Source organism: Carboxylicivirga sediminis (genome assembly GCF_018156225.1).
GTDB classification, from domain to species: domain Bacteria; phylum Bacteroidota; class Bacteroidia; order Bacteroidales; family Marinilabiliaceae; genus Carboxylicivirga; species Carboxylicivirga sediminis.
Window position 1 is genome coordinate 1 of record NZ_JAGTAR010000010.1, and the last position, 15392, is coordinate 15392.

Genomic DNA, 15392 nt, shown 5'->3' on the forward strand with positions numbered 1-15392 from the left:
TAAATAATCGATTTACTGCTTTAAATTTCATCACCGTAGCTCGCTACGCTTCTGAAATTCGCATTGTAAATCAGTTATTTAAGAAATTTTGAGCTCTGTAATTTTAATCGAACTCAGGTTAATAATTCATTGGAATGTCCATTATCAGAAATTGTGTATTGGCTAAAGCTTCTATCTTAATTTCTGATGCATCGCTAATGGCAATGGCATCGCGCTTGGTAAGTTGCTGTTCTGCTACGTTTACTTCACCTTCAATAACCATCAGGTAAATGCCATTACCATCCTTTTTAGTTTGGTAGTTTCCTTGCCAGGCGCTGTCGAATTGGCCCATATGAAACCAGGCATCCTGGTAAATCCAAACTCCTTCATCATCCTTATCCGGACTTAATATCTGATACAGCTCATTCTTCTTTTCCAGTGTTTTTAGAGCAATTTGCTGATAGCGGGGTTCAACGTTACGCACTTTAGGAAACAGCCAAATCTGAAACAGGTTAAGCGCTTCGATATCACTACCATTAAATTCACTGTGGAAGATGCCTTTTCCCGCACTCATTACCTGTATTTCACCTTTTTCAATATAGGATGTATGTCCCATACTGTCTTTGTGTGCCAGACGGCCACTCAGAGGAATGGTAATTATTTCCATATTATCGTGTGGGTGCGTATCAAATCCACCCGATGGTGCAATCACGTCGTCGTTTAATACTCGTAATGCACCAAAGTGAATGCGTTCAGGATTATAGTAATTGGCAAAACTAAATGAGTAATTAGCCTTCAGCCATCCATAATCTGCTTTTCCTCTGCTTTCTGATTTATAAACTTGTGCTTGCATTGCTGTAATTTTTTGTACGATACAAACATACAAGCAATTTGTAGTGTGGCGATTACAAAAAATAGTCGTTGGATTATAAAAATCAGACCTGTCACTCTTTTATTTGTTATTCGAGCTGATAAATGCGTATTATTGTAGTTATTATTTCTCAGGTTAAAGACTAATTAAAGCGAGAGTTATGGTGAAGATAGAATTGGAAGATAATGCCAAAAACGGGCGATTTGTCCTTTATGAAGATGCTGCCAAGGCTGGCGAGATGACTTTCTATCGTAACGGTGATGACACAATAACCATTGATCATACCAATGTGGGAGAAGCTTTTGGCGGAAAAGGGTATGGGAAGCAATTGGTTAAGGCAGCTATCTCATTTGCCCGGTCGTCCAATATAAAGATAGCGCCCGAATGTCCTTTTGTGAAAGCCGTGTTTGATAAGGATGATACGCTACAGGATATAAAGGCCTAATGGTGTCCATCTAATCGGGGTGGTAACCATTGAAGCTGATGACCTTCATAGTCAGGTATTTATTGGCGCACTTCCTGGCGGAAAGCTATGGGGCTGAATCCACTCACTTTTTTAAAAAAGGCATTAAAATGCGATGGTTCTTCAAAGCCTAATTCATAGGCCAGTTCTTTGCCCGAGAGTTCGGTAAATAGCAGCAGGCGCTTGGCTTCAATCATCAGTTTATCCTGAATGTATTCTTTGGCTGATTTGCCGGTTTTGCTTTTGACATAGCGATTCAGGTAATCAGCCGATACAGCCAGTTGTTCGGCATAATCCTGCACCTTGTGGCTTTGTTGATAGTTGGATTCAATCAGCTTTTTAAAATCGCGGATAAGCCGATTACTGCCCGTATCATATTCGGTGTTTAATTTTGAAAGGCTGCAGGCACCTGATATGTTAATGATAAACAGCTTAAGCAGAGCGCCTAAAGCTTCGTAGCGGAAGTAGTTCTCGCCTTGCTGATATTGTTGCATTTGCCTGATGATGTCGCTAAATACAGTTAATTGCTCCTGGTTGACCGGCATAGGTGGCGAGTCACCAAAGGTATTGTATAAATAAACACGGTCGATTAGCTCATCAGGAATCCCGTTTTTCATCAGGAAAGTACGGCTGAAGTTTAAAACATAACCTTTAGGACTCGTTTCGCTTAAAAACTGATGCACTTGTCCCGGGTAAACAAAGTGTATAGACGGACCATTGAGGGGGTACTCCTTAAAATCGATGATATGAACTCCGCCAGGATTGTCTTCCACCAAAATGATGGTAAAATAGTTATGGCGGTGCGGATGATCCTGCATTTCAGGGTGCCCCTGCAGTTGTTCAAAAATATCAGCTGTTGATTTAATAATAAAATCAATGGATGCACCATCGGTTTGCGTCAGGTCGTATGTTTTAATCTCGTTATGCATGTCAACTTGCCTTAAGCAGCTTGGGGTCTATCTATCCGTTTAGTACAAATCCTACCTTAGGAACGTTCTCAATCGAAACCGATTCGTCTTCTTTCAGGTATTTTCTTAGTTTGGCAATAAACACATCGAGACTACGGCCGTGAAAATAATCGTTTTCACCCCATATGGCTATCAATATATCCTCACGTTTAACAATCTCATTTTTCGACAGGCAGAGGATTTTTAAAACATCACATTCTTTTTGGGTCAAACGTTTCGCAAAGCCGTTGCCTTCGAGGTTCTGATTGGCTGCATCAAATCGATAGCTACCTATGGTAAACCTGGTGATGTCTTCCTTGTTGCTTTCTTCTTGCAGATTGATGCGGTTTAAAATGGCTTTGATGCGATAAAGCAGCTCATCCTCATCAAATGGCTTGGTAATATAATCATCCACACCCAACTGAAAGCCTTTTATTTTATCCTGCTTCATGGAGCGGGCTGTTAGGAATATGATGGGTACCTTCTTATCTTCCTGCCTGATGTTTTCGGCAATGGTAAAGCCATCCATGCCGGGCAGCATCACATCCAGTATGCAAAAGTCGTATTTGCCTTTTCTAAAAGCTTCCAAACCTTTCTTGCCATCTTTGTAAAGTTTCACATCAAAGCCATTCGACTCCAGAAAGTCAACCAGCAGAAAGCCCATGCTTATATCGTCTTCAACTAACAGTATTCGCGCCATTATTTTAAGGGTAATATTAGGGTAAAACAAGTTCCTTTGCCTTCTTCACTTTCAACAGTTATTTGGCCGTTGTGTTCTTCAATTACTTTTTTCACAAAGGTTAATCCCAGGCCAAAACCTTTTACATCATGCACATCGCCGGTGCCAACCCGGTAATATTGATCAAATATATATGGCAATTCCTTTTTGGCAATGCCAATTCCCTTATCTTTTATTTTTATACGCAACATGCCTTTATAAGCATCTGTTTCAATGGTAATGGATGGTGTATCTTTACTGTACTTAATGGCATTATCAAGCAGGTTGGATATTACTAAAGTCAGACGACCGTTGTGGCTGTTTAGGCGATGATGGCCTGCATAGAAATTAGTTGTTATGCTTCCGCCCAACTCATCAATGCGGTAGGTAAACGACTGAACTGATTGCTCAATCACTTCTTTCATATTTACCTCGTTAAGCTCAACTTCTTTAGCTGTTTCGCACGACAGTTTCAGAATATCTTCCACATGTGACTGCATGCGGCTGTATTCATTCAGCACCACCTGTGCATAATCATTCGTTTTGGCAGTGTCACCTTTTTTCTTGATAATGAGATTGGCTGCCAGCCTGATGTTGGCTAATGGTGTTTGAAACTCATGGAGCATGTTGTTAACAAATTCGCGCATGTGCACCATCAGCAATTGTTCACGCTTCATCATTCGCAATAGTATAATAAATGATATAACCAGAAACAGAATGATGGCAATGGACAAGATGAATACTCCACTCATCTGTGTGAGAATAAATCTGTTTCGGTCAGGGAACTGCAGCCTGAGGCGTATGCCTTCACGTTCGAGCAGTCCATTGAGTGTTTGCTGGTAGCATTTAGGCCCCCATAATGCTGATGAATTTTTGCCCAGGATAGAATCGGTAACAGCAAAGCTGTAATTGAGTGGCAGGTTATATATTTCCAGTTGTGAGTGAATGATGCTATCCACCTCAGCACTTTTTTTTCGGGCATTGATACAGTTATTACCACACAAAAACTTATCCATATCGGGACACAGGCGGTTACCTATTTCATCGCGCGCATCTTTCAATGCCATTACCACCCTGTGGTTAAAGTTTTTCTCCTCCAGTCGTGCTGCTTTTACAATGTAGTTGATTTGAATAAACAGCAACAATGCCAGCCCGATAAAGGTGGCGATGGATAAAGCATTATATCTCTTATTTTTCCCCATTTTCTTAAATGTACGTATTCTTATTCTGGTCACAAAATTACCAAAATAAAAGACCTGCATATCTTCTTTTAACATCGCCTTAACAACAGATAACAGGCAGATAACTTACATTTACTCCGTCGAAACCTAGTTTTGTACTATCACAAACAAGAAATTAATTTTAAAAAAACACGATTATGAAAAAGACATTAATCCTTTCGTTCCTTTTTGTTTTTACTTTAGCAATTACAACCCCTGCTTTGGCTGCTACTATGGATCAGGAGCCTGTTAAGACTGAGCAGAAAAAAGAGGATAAGAAGAAAAAGGAATGTAACAAAGAGAAGTCATGTGAAGAGAAAAAAGCATGTACTGAGAAGAAAGCCTGTTGCTCAGAAAAGAAAGAGAAAAAAGGATAATTATTATCCACCAAGTATAACTGAAGCTGCTCCAAAAGGAGTGGCTTTTTTTATGCCTTTAATTGTGTGTTAACTGCTTAAAGGGTGAGGCAGATATTGACAAAAAAGATAAAAAGGTCTATAATTAATGAACTATTCGCAGTTTACATTGTTTAATAAAAGTAAAAAATAATTGAACAATATAATTATCAAACCTTGGAGCAGAAGAAAAGAGTCATAATACTTGGTGCCGGTTTTTCATCCCTTTCGGCCAGTTGTTACCTCGCCAAGGCAGGCTACGACGTAACCATATTAGAGAAAAACGAATCGGTGGGAGGCAGGGCCAGTCAGTTGAAACGTGATGGTTTTACTTTTGACATGGGCCCAACGTTTTACTGGATGCCGGATGTTTTTGAAAACTTCTTTAAAGATTTTGGACAGAACATTGCGCAAGCCTATGATTTAATAAGACTCGATCCGTCCTATTCCGTTTGTTTTGGTCATGATGATTTCTTTACATTAAGTGCCAATGGAGATGAGATTAGTGCTGCATTTGAGGCCGTTGAGCCTGGCAGCGGAGCTCGTTTAAACCAGTTTCTCAATAAAGCGAAAAGCAATTATGATATTGCCGTTAAGGATCTGGTGTATCAGCCGGGCGAAAAAATATGGGAAATAGTTACTCCTGAAACAATTAAGCGACTGGGTACTTTTACCAAAAGTATTAAGCAGGATGTGGCCACTTATGTGAAACATCCGAAATTGCAGAAAATACTGGAATTTCCAGTTCTGTTTTTAGGTGCCAAGCCATCGACAACTCCGGCTTTTTACAATTTTATGAACTATGCCGATTTCTCCCTTGGAACGTGGTATCCCAAAGGTGGCATGTATGAAGTGGCTGCTGCCATGAAACGCCTGGCTGTTAGCTTGGATGTTAAAATAGAATTGAATACGCCGGTCGAAGAGGTTGTGATTCATGAAGGTGTAGCTAAAAAGGTGCTGGCCGGTCATCAATCCTTTGACTGCGATATATTGCTTAGCGGTGCTGATTATGAACATACCGAGCAACTACTGCCAAAGCCATATCGTCAGTACTCGCCCAACTACTGGAATAAAAAAACCTTTGCCCCATCAGCCTTATTATTTTATGTGGGGTTTGATAAGAAACTTGATGGTCTGGCGCATCATACACTCTTTTTTGATGTGGATTTTGACAATCATGCAGCTGCCATTTATGATACACCAAAATATCCTGAAGAGCCATTGTTTTATGCCAGTTTTCCTTCGATGTCCGACGATACAGTGGCTCCCCCAGGAAAAGAAGCGGGTATATTCCTGATTCCCCTGGCCCCGGGATTGGAAGACAATGCATCCATACGTCAGCATTATTTCGACATAATCATTCAGCGACTGGAAGAAAACACTAAACAAAAACTCGGTTCTCATGTTTTGTTTAAAGAGTCGTTTAGTGTAAGTGATTTTATATCAAGGTATAATTCCTTTAAAGGGAATGCTTATGGTTTGGCCAATACCTTGCTGCAAACACATGTTTTGCGCCCTAAACTACGAAGCCGAAAGGTCAAAAATTTATTTTTTACCGGCCAGCTGACGGTCCCTGGTCCCGGAGTGCCACCATCGCTTATTTCGGGTAAGATTGTAAGTCAATTAATACAGAAATTCCACGCCCTATGAAACAATTATTCGATTCTTCGAGCTACAACTGCAGCCGATTAGTGACGCGAGCCTATAGCACTTCATTTTCAAAAGCTATCACTTTATTGGCCCCTTCAGTAAGGCCAGCCATTTATGCCATATACGGCTTTGTGCGCTATGCCGATGAAATAGTAGACACGTTTGATGGTTTCAACCAGGAGGAACTGTTGTATGAGTTCGAAGAGAACTATGAAAAAGCTCTGAAAAGAAGAATTAGTATGAATCCTATTCTCAATGCTTTTCAAGAGGTTGTGCACCAATACAGTTTGTATGAGTTGGTACATGATTTTTTGGAGAGTATGAAGATGGATTTGTACAAGACCGAATACACTACGGTTGAAGAATACAAAGATTACATTTATGGTTCGGCCGATGTGGTTGGACTGATGTGCCTCAAAGTGTTTGTGAAAGGTGATGAGGCCCGGTTTAAAGAATTACGCCCGTATGCCATGAGCTTGGGGTCGGCTTTTCAGAAGGTCAACTTTTTACGCGATTATAAGGATGATGCCAATGGACTTGGCCGCTCCTATTTTCCAAACCTGATAAACGGGCAGTTGGATGACAGAGCCAAGCAGGAGATTATTAAAGATATTGAAGCTGATTTTAGTGAGGCTTACAAAGGTGTTATTCAGTTGCCTCTGGAAGGCCGATTAGGGGTTTACCTGGCCTACCGATACTATAAGCGATTACTACAGGAGCTTAAGGCGGCCGATAGTAAGCGCATTCGTCAGGAACGCATCCGCATCAATAATTTTCTGAAGCTGGAGATTTTGGTGGAGTCATACCTGCGTTACAAGTTAAATGCTATTTGATGCGATGGCTGGCTGTTATAGGATTTTATTTGGTTTCGCTGCTGACGCTGGCAAATAGCTTAAATGATGTACGGAATAGTTTTCATAGTATCGCCAGTGAGCAAGACTTAAACGAATTTCTGAAGATGGTGGAAGGTCTTGATGATGCATTGATAGTGCCCTACCAGCTGGCTGCATCTATGCAACGTGCCGAGTATGCAGCTAATCCGTTTAAGAAACTGAAGTATTTCAATGAAGGGAAAGAGCAGTTGGAAGCCTATATCATCAGTCATCCGAATAATATCGAAGGCTACTATGTCAGATTACTAATTCAGAGTGAAGTGCCTGCTTTTTTAGGCTATAAGGATAACATGAAAAGCGATATTAACTTTGTTATTGAGCACATTGAAGAGGCTGAGTTGCCAGATACCTATAAACAACTGATGAAAGCGAATATTACTAAAATACGTCAAAATCATAAGCTATGATACTGCTATACATTCTAATTACCTTGGCCACATTTCTGTTTATGGAAGGTGTAACCTGGTTTACACATAAGTACATCATGCATGGTTTCTTATGGGTGCTGCACGAAGACCATCATCACCCCCGAAAAGGTCAGGTGTTTCAAAAGAACGACAGTTTCTTCTTTATTTTTGCTACACCAAGCATATTGTTGTTCTATTTCGGGTTTCATCCCACATTAAACTACCTGTTTTTTATCGGATTGGGTATCATGCTGTATGGCATGGCTTACTTTCTGGTGCACGATGTGTTTATTCATCAGCGCTTTAATTGGCTAAACGGTGTAGAGCATGCCTATTTTAAAGGCTTGCGCAGGGCGCACGGCAGCCATCATACCGGTGGTAAGTGTTTTGGGATGCTATTGGTGCCCTGGCATTATATCAAAGAGGCCAAAGAAAACTCCTTGCTTGTTGAATAATGGCGGATGGAAAAGTACACGTATCTAATCATCAATATTGCCTGCATTTTTATACCGCTGGTGGCCAGTTTTTACCGCCGCCATGCCTTTGTTAAAGAGTGGCGTTATTTTATACCTGCTAACCTGTTGGTGGCCTTTGTGTTTTTGGTATGGGACTACTATTTCACCCGAATGGGCGTCTGGGGTTTTAATCCCGATTATTTAACCGGTGTTTATCTGCTCAATCTGCCCCTTGAGGAAGTGCTGTTCTTTATAGCGATTCCTTATGCCTGTGTTTTTAACTATTTTGCCATGAGGTATCTGGTCAACACAAATCCACTCAGGTCTTTTCAGTCAGCTATTACCCTTACACTGGCTATGGTTTTCTTATTAACAGCTATTGGGTTTTATGGGCGTTGGTATACCTCTTTAACGGCTGCTTTGGCTGGCATGTATTTGCTGATAGCTTTTTATAAACGGCGCGATTTGTCCTATGTCTATCTGTCCTACTTTATTATTCTGCCTTTCTTCTTTTTGAGCAACGGCATACTAACCGGTTCCTTTATTGATGAGCCTATAGTGTGGTACAATAATGCCGAAAACCTGGGCCTGCGCATGGGCACCATTCCCGTTGAAGATAGCGTCTATGGTTTCTTGCTGGTGCTGATGAATATTGACTTGTATGAGTGGTTGAAACAACGGGCACGTCATCGTAAACTTATCAATATCTCATCATAGCTGCGGTTTTTTACCAAACATTTTATTCATCTTTCTACGTCGCAAAAATGACAGCTTACGCACTTGTGGTATTCCATGATTAACGATATAGTGCTTAGCAGCCTCAATCATTCTGGCGGCTGATTGTCCGTCAGCATAAGGATGGTAGTTGTCAATAAACCATTTTCTTTCGGCCTTATACGGATCGTTGGTCAGGTTATTTTCAACCACAGAACGTAAGTCACTCGACTGGTTAATATCATCCCAGCGGATGTGTTTTGAGGTTGTTTCAAGTGTGATAACGGGTTTATCCAGCAGCAGGAATTCGTACACCACCGATGAGGTATCGCTAATCATCAAGTCGCATTGTTTCATCAGTGGTAAGATGTTGGCTTCAGTGCTGATGCACATATTGTCAATAGAATGAGCCAGCTGATGATATTTTTCAACTATCTGCTTATTCATCAGGTCATGAAACTTGATATGAACCAACAAATCTTTATTGGCGCATAGCTTCTCAATTTCACCCATATATTTCTCACCTGAGGTAAGGCGGGGAGAGAAGGTTGGTGCATATAGGATGTGCTGTTTGTTATCGGCTGGTTTTTTGGTATCATTATCCTTATAGAGGATATCCAGTTTGCACCAGCCTGTTTCGGCCACTTCGAAGTTCTTATACTTAGCGGCTAATTGTTGAAAGCGCTCAGTGAAGTAGGGGCCTTGTGTTAAGTATAGATCAAAATAATGACGAATATGAAAGTGTCCTTTTTTTTCACCTGCAAAACCATGAAATATCTGCACTTTAACGCCAGGTAGATAGTGCGGAATCACATTGCCGGGCACAAAATTTACATCGGCATTAAATCTCATTAATTCAGCCATTGTATTACAGTTGGCCGACTGTAGAATACCATCAGGACTTTTGTGCCTTAAATTATCAGGTATATACCAGATAATATCATGGTTTTGCTTCTTAAGTTCCTCGTAGAGAGGCAACAGAATGCCAAAGGCGTAAGGATTAATGCAAAAAAGAACAGCTCTCATATGGATGCGTCTATTGGTTGTCAATTAGCTTATTGACCGCGTTAAGGTCTTCTTCAAAGTCAACCTCCATACACATAAATTCTGAAATATTTACTGGCAGAATATCCAGCTTATTATCTTCAATGGCCATTTCAATGCCGCGCTCAAAATAGTCATTGTCGGCACATTTTTCTAGATAGTCAATCAATGTGCTAATATCCTTTGAAGAAATGTAATTAATGCCCACAGCCTCGCCAAGTGCATTTTTTACGGTTTTAGAAATCTCATTAATGAAACCTTTCTCGTTGACCGTGTATTTTACTTCCTCTTCAGCAACGGCACTATTATTAACAGCAACAAAAGATTGGTCCTTATCAATATAAGGTTTCAGTTTTTCAAGTACTTTGCTTTCAAATACAACATCACCATTGAGCCACAATACGCCATTACCCTTACACTTTTTTAATCCTCTTAACAGGCTTTTCGACGTGTTGGTTTGATCAAATACCGGGTTGTAGATGAACGTTAAGTTGGGAAATTCCTCCATAATCAATTCTTTCTTAAACCCCACAATCAATTTGATGTCTTCTGAATCAAACCACTCATTAAGGTTATCCACCTGGTTCTGCATGATGGTTTTACCACTATTGAGAGGTGTCAGAGGTTTTGGAAAAGGATTACCTAAACGTGAGCCAATGCCGGCTGCCAATATTACAATTTTCATGAGTATTTAATTTTAAAAGAATACATGAAACTTACCCAATGAACCTTTTTTAAGGTACGAGAGGTATTTCTCATGGCTCGTTTCATATTTCATTTGAGTTACAGTTGTTGTTGAAGTAGTTAAGTTCTTTCGTTTGTGTTCAAAAAAAGTAACACAAAAATAAGGAACCAGATACAATTACAATTATCAATGTTGTATTAATGCAGAATTAATCGCTTGAAAGAAACCTTTTGTATTAATCCTCCAGCAGTTTATTCATTATACTTACTATGCGCTCTGACACATGGCCATCAGCCAGTCCTACTATTTGTTCTGATATTTTTTTTCTGGCCTCTGCTTTACGTTCAGGCTTTTTTAATTCAGCCTGAATGTTTGGTTTTAGCTCTTTGTAATTATTAATAACCTGTGCTACCTCTTTAAACGGATTCATCTGATTATCCATGCGTTTCCGAATTTTTGATTTAAATAATCGATAGCTCCACCGGTAACGCACATTCTGGTTTAGGATAACAGGTTTATTTAGAGCCGCAAATTCAAAAATTGCTGACGATTCATCTGAGATCATAATATCTGAAATGGTCATGAATGGAACCAGATTGAATAGTTCCGGACCGGCTAAAAAGACATTACTATATTTCGCCCATCGATTAAATTTTCTCACCTGATACTTGTAGGTTTTCTTCTCAAAAGAGAAAAAGTGAGGTTTAATTATGATGTTGTAATCCGCAAAATCTGCTGGAAATCCATTGGGCATATTATCAATGGAGCTTGGGTAAAATGTTGGGGCGTATAAAATTGTTTGTTTTGTTGGGTCAAGCTTGTAGCCTTCCAACAATTTGTTTTTGTCTTCAGCAGTTAAAGTGTACGCTTCATCTAATTTAGCAAAACCAACGTTGAATAATTGACATTTCGTGTCGGGGAAAGATTTTTTTATTAGCTCAATCCTTTGTTCTCCTTCCACAAATCGAATATCGTGTTTATTGAGTTCTTCAGTATAGTAGCCTGCTTTTGTTCCTATCCCGTGAATAACGGACGCTGAATAGTCGTAATGAAGGTTAGGCAGCTCAGGGAAGCTATGCGACCCATTAATCAGAAATCGGCATTGATAAGGACTGGCATTCTGGTCATAAAAATGTGGGCTAAAGCCTTCCTGCTCACAGTAGTTATATGCTACCTGGTTTTTATCTGCCGAATCCAGCCCTAATAGCAGAAACATAAAACGCTTATTTTGCTTCTTTAACTCCTTTGCAATAGGAATAAATTGTGGGATATAATAAAGGTGATGCGTTAAAAAAATAGTATGATATACTTCGTTGCTTGGTTTGGATGAAATCATATTTGTTAGTATTCTATTGATGAAGGGTGATTACATTTAGTGTATGGCATTATCTTCTTAGCGTGAATTACGCGATTATTTTTATCTGGTATTTTCATATAGTTACCATACATGTCAGTTAGGTACTTATCAATATCGTTAGGGGCATATACTTTAATGCCTAAAAAATCAATTTCTTTTAGTGGAAATACTGTGCTATAGTCAAATGTATGATAGAAATTTGGTATTTCAATCCCCATACTAACTATTTTAGGGTTCGGTCCGCAGTACCTATTCAGAAAATACTTTTTAAGGCGTTCCATACCTATTGCTTTAACTGGTAAAGTGAATGTTTGATTCAGTAACCAGCGAGATTTTCTCAGCAGTGGGTTCCTGGCCTTTTTGAACCTTCGGTTAATTATGATTTTAATATCCCTAAAGTCATCTTCCAGTAAGTCATAGGGAAAGATATCAAGAAAAATGCCCTGGTGGTAGTTTGGTGATTTACCCAGTTCATAGTCCATTACAACGGTACTGTAGTTGTCGCGTATCTTAACCCATTTGCTTTTTTTGGCATCTACATTTTTATATTGAAAAAATAAGTCTTTGGGTAGTTCATTTGGTGCAACCTGTAAAAACTTCTCATAATCTTCCCGAGGCATCGCCAAGTCAATGTCATCATCCCATGGGATAAAGCCATTGTGGCGAACATGGCCTAATAAGTTACCTGCATCAAGCCAATAACATAGCTTATGCTTTCTGCAAATATTGTCAATGACTTTAAGCATCTCCAGCAACACCTTGTGCAGTTTTTCGATGTCGTTATTTCCTTCTTCCCTGGCTTCCTTGTTGTATATCATAATCTTATCGAATTAGCAATTATCAGCTCACATGAGTTTTGGGCTAGGTAAGTGCTTTCAAACGATAGCCAATGAAAGGCTAGAAGCGTTCCCGTACCAGAATAGGTTGACCTTCTAGTACTTCGGCTTGCTTAGTGAAGCACATCATTACTACGTCAGCAACTGCTTCAGGTTGCATTATTGAGTTAGGATCTTCGTTTGGGGCTAAAATTTTTCTTAATGGTGTAGCTGTTCTGCCCGGACAGATAACAAAAACTTTAATCCTATAATCCTTAAGTTCTTCAGCTATAGCATTTGAAAAATTAATGACACCACTTTTAGCTGCTGCATATGCACTCCAACCTGGTCGGGGTGTCAACCCGGCAGTGGAAGCAACGTTTATTATTTTGCCACCATTGCGCTTCATAAGGAGTGTAGCATGTTTACAGGTTAGAAATGTACCGGTTAAATTAATATTGAGCGTAGTATTCCAATTCTCCAAAGAGGTATTTAATAAGCTTTCAGGATTAACAAAACCAGCACAGTTGACTAATGCATCAATTGAGGTGTATGTTTCTTTAATGTCATTAAAAAACTCTTTAACGGATTTCTCACACCCAACATCGAGGTTCTTGGCAATGGAGGAGCCGTGGATTGCGGTTTTAACAGCCTTACTGTCTTTAGCATTGCGACTGGCGAAAATAACTGTCGCTCCAGCCTCCTGAGCCTTAATAGCTGTTTGTAATCCTATTCCACTACTCGCACCTGTTACAACAATTATCTTTCCCTCCATTATTAAAACTTTAAAAGTTTATTAACCAATTCAATATCTAGCGGAGTAGTGATTTTGATATTAGATTCTCGACCTTCAACAAACCTTACTTTCCCGCCATAGTGAAAAAACAAAGAACCGTCTTCGGTTGCATTATATGCTTCTTGTTTTGCCTTCTCATGATAGGCTTTTAGCAGGCTTGTTGTAAATACTTGTGGTAATTGCACATTATGTAATTCATCACGTACCAGTTCTCCACTCATATACTTTCCTCCCCTGGATACGGTAAACTTAATCGGAATAGTGGGTACAACCGCATCTTCAGTTTTAGAAGCTTCTACCACCTCTTGGATGAATTCTTCAGAAATCAGTGGTCGTGCCGCTTCATGAATCATGACTTTATCAGATGTAACCTGTTGTAATGCATTATATACAGAGGCTTGCCTGGTTTCTCCTCCTTCAACATACACAACGTTAGGTATGTCATATTCGTCAACATAGCGCTGGTATTCCTGCATGTATTCGGGTTGGCATGTCACTATTAAGCGGCTAACAGATTCACATTTCAGAAGTTTCTCCATGGAATATACCAAAAAAGGTTTTCCATTTATTTTATAAAACTGTTTGGGTAAGTTAAGCTTTGCTCGTTTACCTACTCCCGCAGCAAGTAAAATTACATCCATGTTACAATAAAATTTGATGGCGATAAGTGTTTCCCAATTCTTTTCTCACGAAAATCAAATGCAAAGATAACAAATAAATAAGTTGTACTAAATTTACCTTTTACAATTAAAAGGCTATCTTCGGGTCGAATTATGTAAACTTATCGGGCTTTGGCCCGCAATTTATCTTTAACCTTTAAATTATTGATGCGGCTTTTATTTATTAATTCTATAGGGAAGAAAAAGTGGGGTGGTGGTGAGAAATGGATGGTTCTTGCTGCCAAGGAATTAATGAAAAAGGGGCATCATGTGCTTATTGGCTGTCGCAAACATTCTATTCTAGAATACAGGTCAAAATCGGCCGGATTAACAGTAGTTAATATTGATATCTATTCCGATATCAGCTTAAGGGGTGGTATTCAGTTGCGTAATGTGGTTGATAAAGAAGAAATCGATTTGATTATCGGTTGCCAGAACAAAGATGTACGTGTGGCAGGCCTCATGTCAAAACTTACTCGTGGTCCTTTAGTAATTAGTCGGCAAGGTGTTCAGTTGCTTCATAAATCCAACAAGTATAAATGGAGTTTCTTGCCGCTGTGCGATGGCATTATTACTAATACTTACTCTATCAAAAAGGAATATGATAGTTATGGATGGTGGGGCAAAGACTATGTGAAGGTAATTCATAATGGTATTCCATGTCTGGAAGAGAAGAATGATGCATTTGATTTGACTTCTATTTTGCCTGTAATAAATGGGCAGACCCGTATTGTTGTATCAACCGGCAGGCTGGCACAACAAAAAGGATTTCAGTTTTTAATTGAGGCAGCTCAGCAGATTGTCAAACAGGATAATAACGTGCATTTTATCATTGCCGGTAAAGGCAAGTTAGAGGCCAGTTTAAAGAAACAGATTATGCAGGCTGGTCTTGAACAGAATGTACATCTGATAGGATTTCAGGCCAATGTGCATGCCTTACTTAAGGTGGCTGATATTTTTGTGCTGCCCTCATTATACGAAGGGATGCCCAATGCACTGATGGAAGCGTTGGCTAACGGGGTGCCGGCCGTAAGTACCGATGTTAATGGTGTTTCAGAACTGATGAAGGATGAAGAGCATGGCTATATCGTGACTTCGGGCAATGTCAGTGAGCTCAGCAAGGCTATTAGTAAGCTGTTGGCGGATAAGAACCTTGTAGATAAAGGTCGAAAAGCCCGGGAGCATGTCACTAATCAATTTTCTGTTGATAAGATGGTTCAGAACCTGGAATTGCACCTTCAGGAATTAATTGCCAACAAAGTACGATAACAGGATTTTTTATACCTGATTACCTGTTTTTTTCTCACAATTACGAACAACTGCT

18 protein-coding genes are annotated in these 15392 nt (G+C 39.6%); 8 read left to right on the forward strand and 10 right to left on the reverse strand.

The window, feature by feature from the left end; all coding sequences use genetic code 11:
* Positions 1–118: 118 nt before the first annotated feature.
* Positions 119–832 carry a pirin family protein gene (locus KDU71_RS08085; RefSeq protein ID WP_212189448.1) on the reverse strand — a complete coding sequence of 238 codons (714 nt, stop codon included), beginning with the start codon at positions 830–832 and terminating at the stop codon, positions 119–121.
* A gap of 178 nt (positions 833–1010) precedes the next feature.
* Between KDU71_RS08085 and KDU71_RS08090 the strand changes: the two genes are divergently transcribed.
* Positions 1011–1295 (forward strand): GNAT family N-acetyltransferase, encoded by a 285-nt coding sequence (locus tag KDU71_RS08090; protein ID WP_212189450.1) that lies wholly within the window; start codon positions 1011–1013, stop codon positions 1293–1295.
* 59 nt (positions 1296–1354) lie between these two features.
* Here KDU71_RS08090 and KDU71_RS08095 read toward each other — a convergent pair whose 3' ends face one another.
* Genes KDU71_RS08095 through KDU71_RS08105 form a run of 3 tightly spaced genes read right to left on the reverse strand, consistent with a single transcriptional unit; the run spans position 1355 to position 4180 of the window.
* Entirely contained in the window at positions 1355–2242 is an 888-nt protein-coding gene (locus KDU71_RS08095) for a helix-turn-helix domain-containing protein (protein WP_212189452.1), read from the reverse strand.
* Positions 2243–2273: 31 nt separating this feature from the next.
* Positions 2274–2960 carry a response regulator transcription factor gene (locus KDU71_RS08100; protein WP_212189454.1) on the reverse strand — a complete coding sequence of 229 codons (687 nt, stop codon included), beginning with the start codon at positions 2958–2960 and terminating at the stop codon, positions 2274–2276.
* Complete coding sequence (locus tag KDU71_RS08105) at positions 2960–4180, reverse strand: sensor histidine kinase (protein ID WP_212189455.1); 1221 nt, start codon at positions 4178–4180, stop codon at positions 2960–2962. Before KDU71_RS08105 ends, KDU71_RS08100 begins: the two co-directional genes overlap by 1 nt.
* Positions 4181–4356: 176 nt before the next feature.
* Between KDU71_RS08105 and KDU71_RS08110 the strand changes: the two genes are divergently transcribed.
* The 6 genes from KDU71_RS08110 (at position 4357) to KDU71_RS08135 (ending at position 8715) form a co-directional block, all read left to right on the forward strand.
* A complete protein-coding gene (locus tag KDU71_RS08110) occupies positions 4357–4575 on the forward strand; it encodes a hypothetical protein (protein WP_212189456.1) in 219 nt (72 codons plus the stop codon).
* 195 nt (positions 4576–4770) lie between these two features.
* Positions 4771–6243 (forward strand): phytoene desaturase family protein, encoded by a 1473-nt coding sequence (locus tag KDU71_RS08115; protein ID WP_212189458.1) that lies wholly within the window; start codon positions 4771–4773, stop codon positions 6241–6243.
* Positions 6240–7076, forward strand: a complete 837-nt coding sequence (locus tag KDU71_RS08120) for a phytoene/squalene synthase family protein (protein WP_212189460.1) — start codon at positions 6240–6242, stop codon at positions 7074–7076. Before KDU71_RS08115 ends, KDU71_RS08120 begins: the two co-directional genes overlap by 4 nt.
* Positions 7076–7543, forward strand: a complete 468-nt coding sequence (locus tag KDU71_RS08125; RefSeq protein WP_212189462.1) for a hypothetical protein — start codon at positions 7076–7078, stop codon at positions 7541–7543. The genes KDU71_RS08120 and KDU71_RS08125 overlap by 1 nt, the downstream gene beginning before the upstream one ends.
* Positions 7540–7998, forward strand: a complete 459-nt coding sequence (locus tag KDU71_RS08130) for a sterol desaturase family protein (protein ID WP_212189464.1) — start codon at positions 7540–7542, stop codon at positions 7996–7998. Before KDU71_RS08125 ends, KDU71_RS08130 begins: the two co-directional genes overlap by 4 nt.
* Positions 7999–8004: 6 nt before the next feature.
* Positions 8005–8715: a lycopene cyclase domain-containing protein gene (locus KDU71_RS08135; RefSeq protein WP_212189466.1), complete on the forward strand. Its 711-nt coding sequence runs from the start codon at positions 8005–8007 to the stop codon at positions 8713–8715.
* On the opposite strand, the gene KDU71_RS08140 is transcribed toward KDU71_RS08135, so the two are convergent.
* The 6 genes from KDU71_RS08140 to ispD all read right to left on the reverse strand — a co-directional run bounded on the left by KDU71_RS08140 (position 8710) and on the right by ispD (position 14050).
* Positions 8710–9738 carry a CDP-glycerol glycerophosphotransferase family protein gene (locus KDU71_RS08140; RefSeq protein WP_212189468.1) on the reverse strand — a complete coding sequence of 343 codons (1029 nt, stop codon included), beginning with the start codon at positions 9736–9738 and terminating at the stop codon, positions 8710–8712. The two genes, KDU71_RS08135 and KDU71_RS08140, sit on opposite strands and share 6 nt — an antisense overlap.
* 10 nt (positions 9739–9748) lie before the next feature.
* Positions 9749–10441 (reverse strand): phosphocholine cytidylyltransferase family protein, encoded by a 693-nt coding sequence (locus tag KDU71_RS08145; RefSeq protein ID WP_212189470.1) that lies wholly within the window; start codon positions 10439–10441, stop codon positions 9749–9751.
* A 235-nt stretch (positions 10442–10676) separates the two neighbouring features.
* Positions 10677–11657 carry a CDP-glycerol glycerophosphotransferase family protein gene (locus tag KDU71_RS08150; RefSeq protein WP_212189472.1) on the reverse strand — a complete coding sequence of 327 codons (981 nt, stop codon included), beginning with the start codon at positions 11655–11657 and terminating at the stop codon, positions 10677–10679.
* Positions 11658–11782: 125 nt separating this feature from the next.
* Entirely contained in the window at positions 11783–12616 is an 834-nt protein-coding gene (locus tag KDU71_RS08155; protein WP_212189474.1) for a LicD family protein, read from the reverse strand.
* Positions 12617–12695: 79 nt separating this feature from the next.
* On the reverse strand, positions 12696–13388 hold the full coding sequence (locus KDU71_RS08160) for an SDR family NAD(P)-dependent oxidoreductase (RefSeq protein ID WP_212189476.1): 693 nt from the start codon (positions 13386–13388) through the stop codon (positions 12696–12698).
* Positions 13389–13390: 2 nt separating this feature from the next.
* Complete coding sequence (gene ispD / locus KDU71_RS08165) at positions 13391–14050, reverse strand: 2-C-methyl-D-erythritol 4-phosphate cytidylyltransferase (protein ID WP_212189478.1); 660 nt, start codon at positions 14048–14050, stop codon at positions 13391–13393.
* A gap of 186 nt (positions 14051–14236) precedes the next feature.
* On the opposite strand from ispD, the gene KDU71_RS08170 reads away from it, so the two are divergent.
* Positions 14237–15337, forward strand: coding sequence for a glycosyltransferase family 4 protein (locus KDU71_RS08170; RefSeq protein ID WP_212189480.1), 1101 nt, complete (start codon positions 14237–14239; stop codon positions 15335–15337).
* Positions 15338–15392 lie beyond the last annotated feature (55 nt).

What these genes read in the sequence shown, in the direction of transcription:
- KDU71_RS08155 (WP_212189474.1), bottom strand. Translation starts at nt 12,616, where the DNA reads ATGATATACAACAAGGAAGCCAGGGAAGAAGGAAATAACGACATCGAA.
- KDU71_RS08110 (WP_212189456.1), top strand. Translation starts at nt 4,357, where the DNA reads ATGAAAAAGACATTAATCCTTTCGTTCCTTTTTGTTTTTACTTTAGCA.
- KDU71_RS08125 (WP_212189462.1), top strand. Translation starts at nt 7,076, where the DNA reads ATGCGATGGCTGGCTGTTATAGGATTTTATTTGGTTTCGCTGCTGACG.
- KDU71_RS08105 (WP_212189455.1), bottom strand. Translation starts at nt 4,180, where the DNA reads ATGGGGAAAAATAAGAGATATAATGCTTTATCCATCGCCACCTTTATC.
- KDU71_RS08120 (WP_212189460.1), top strand. Translation starts at nt 6,240, where the DNA reads ATGAAACAATTATTCGATTCTTCGAGCTACAACTGCAGCCGATTAGTG.
- ispD (WP_212189478.1), bottom strand. Translation starts at nt 14,050, where the DNA reads ATGGATGTAATTTTACTTGCTGCGGGAGTAGGTAAACGAGCAAAGCTT.
- KDU71_RS08100 (WP_212189454.1), bottom strand. Translation starts at nt 2,960, where the DNA reads ATGGCGCGAATACTGTTAGTTGAAGACGATATAAGCATGGGCTTTCTG.
- KDU71_RS08095 (WP_212189452.1), bottom strand. Translation starts at nt 2,242, where the DNA reads ATGCATAACGAGATTAAAACATACGACCTGACGCAAACCGATGGTGCA.
- KDU71_RS08090 (WP_212189450.1), top strand. Translation starts at nt 1,011, where the DNA reads ATGGTGAAGATAGAATTGGAAGATAATGCCAAAAACGGGCGATTTGTC.
- KDU71_RS08085 (WP_212189448.1), bottom strand. Translation starts at nt 832, where the DNA reads ATGCAAGCACAAGTTTATAAATCAGAAAGCAGAGGAAAAGCAGATTAT.
- KDU71_RS08135 (WP_212189466.1), top strand. Translation starts at nt 8,005, where the DNA reads ATGGAAAAGTACACGTATCTAATCATCAATATTGCCTGCATTTTTATA.
- KDU71_RS08130 (WP_212189464.1), top strand. Translation starts at nt 7,540, where the DNA reads ATGATACTGCTATACATTCTAATTACCTTGGCCACATTTCTGTTTATG.
- KDU71_RS08140 (WP_212189468.1), bottom strand. Translation starts at nt 9,738, where the DNA reads ATGAGAGCTGTTCTTTTTTGCATTAATCCTTACGCCTTTGGCATTCTG.
- KDU71_RS08170 (WP_212189480.1), top strand. Translation starts at nt 14,237, where the DNA reads ATGCGGCTTTTATTTATTAATTCTATAGGGAAGAAAAAGTGGGGTGGT.
- KDU71_RS08145 (WP_212189470.1), bottom strand. Translation starts at nt 10,441, where the DNA reads ATGAAAATTGTAATATTGGCAGCCGGCATTGGCTCACGTTTAGGTAAT.
- KDU71_RS08150 (WP_212189472.1), bottom strand. Translation starts at nt 11,657, where the DNA reads ATGTTTCTGCTATTAGGGCTGGATTCGGCAGATAAAAACCAGGTAGCA.
- KDU71_RS08160 (WP_212189476.1), bottom strand. Translation starts at nt 13,388, where the DNA reads ATGGAGGGAAAGATAATTGTTGTAACAGGTGCGAGTAGTGGAATAGGA.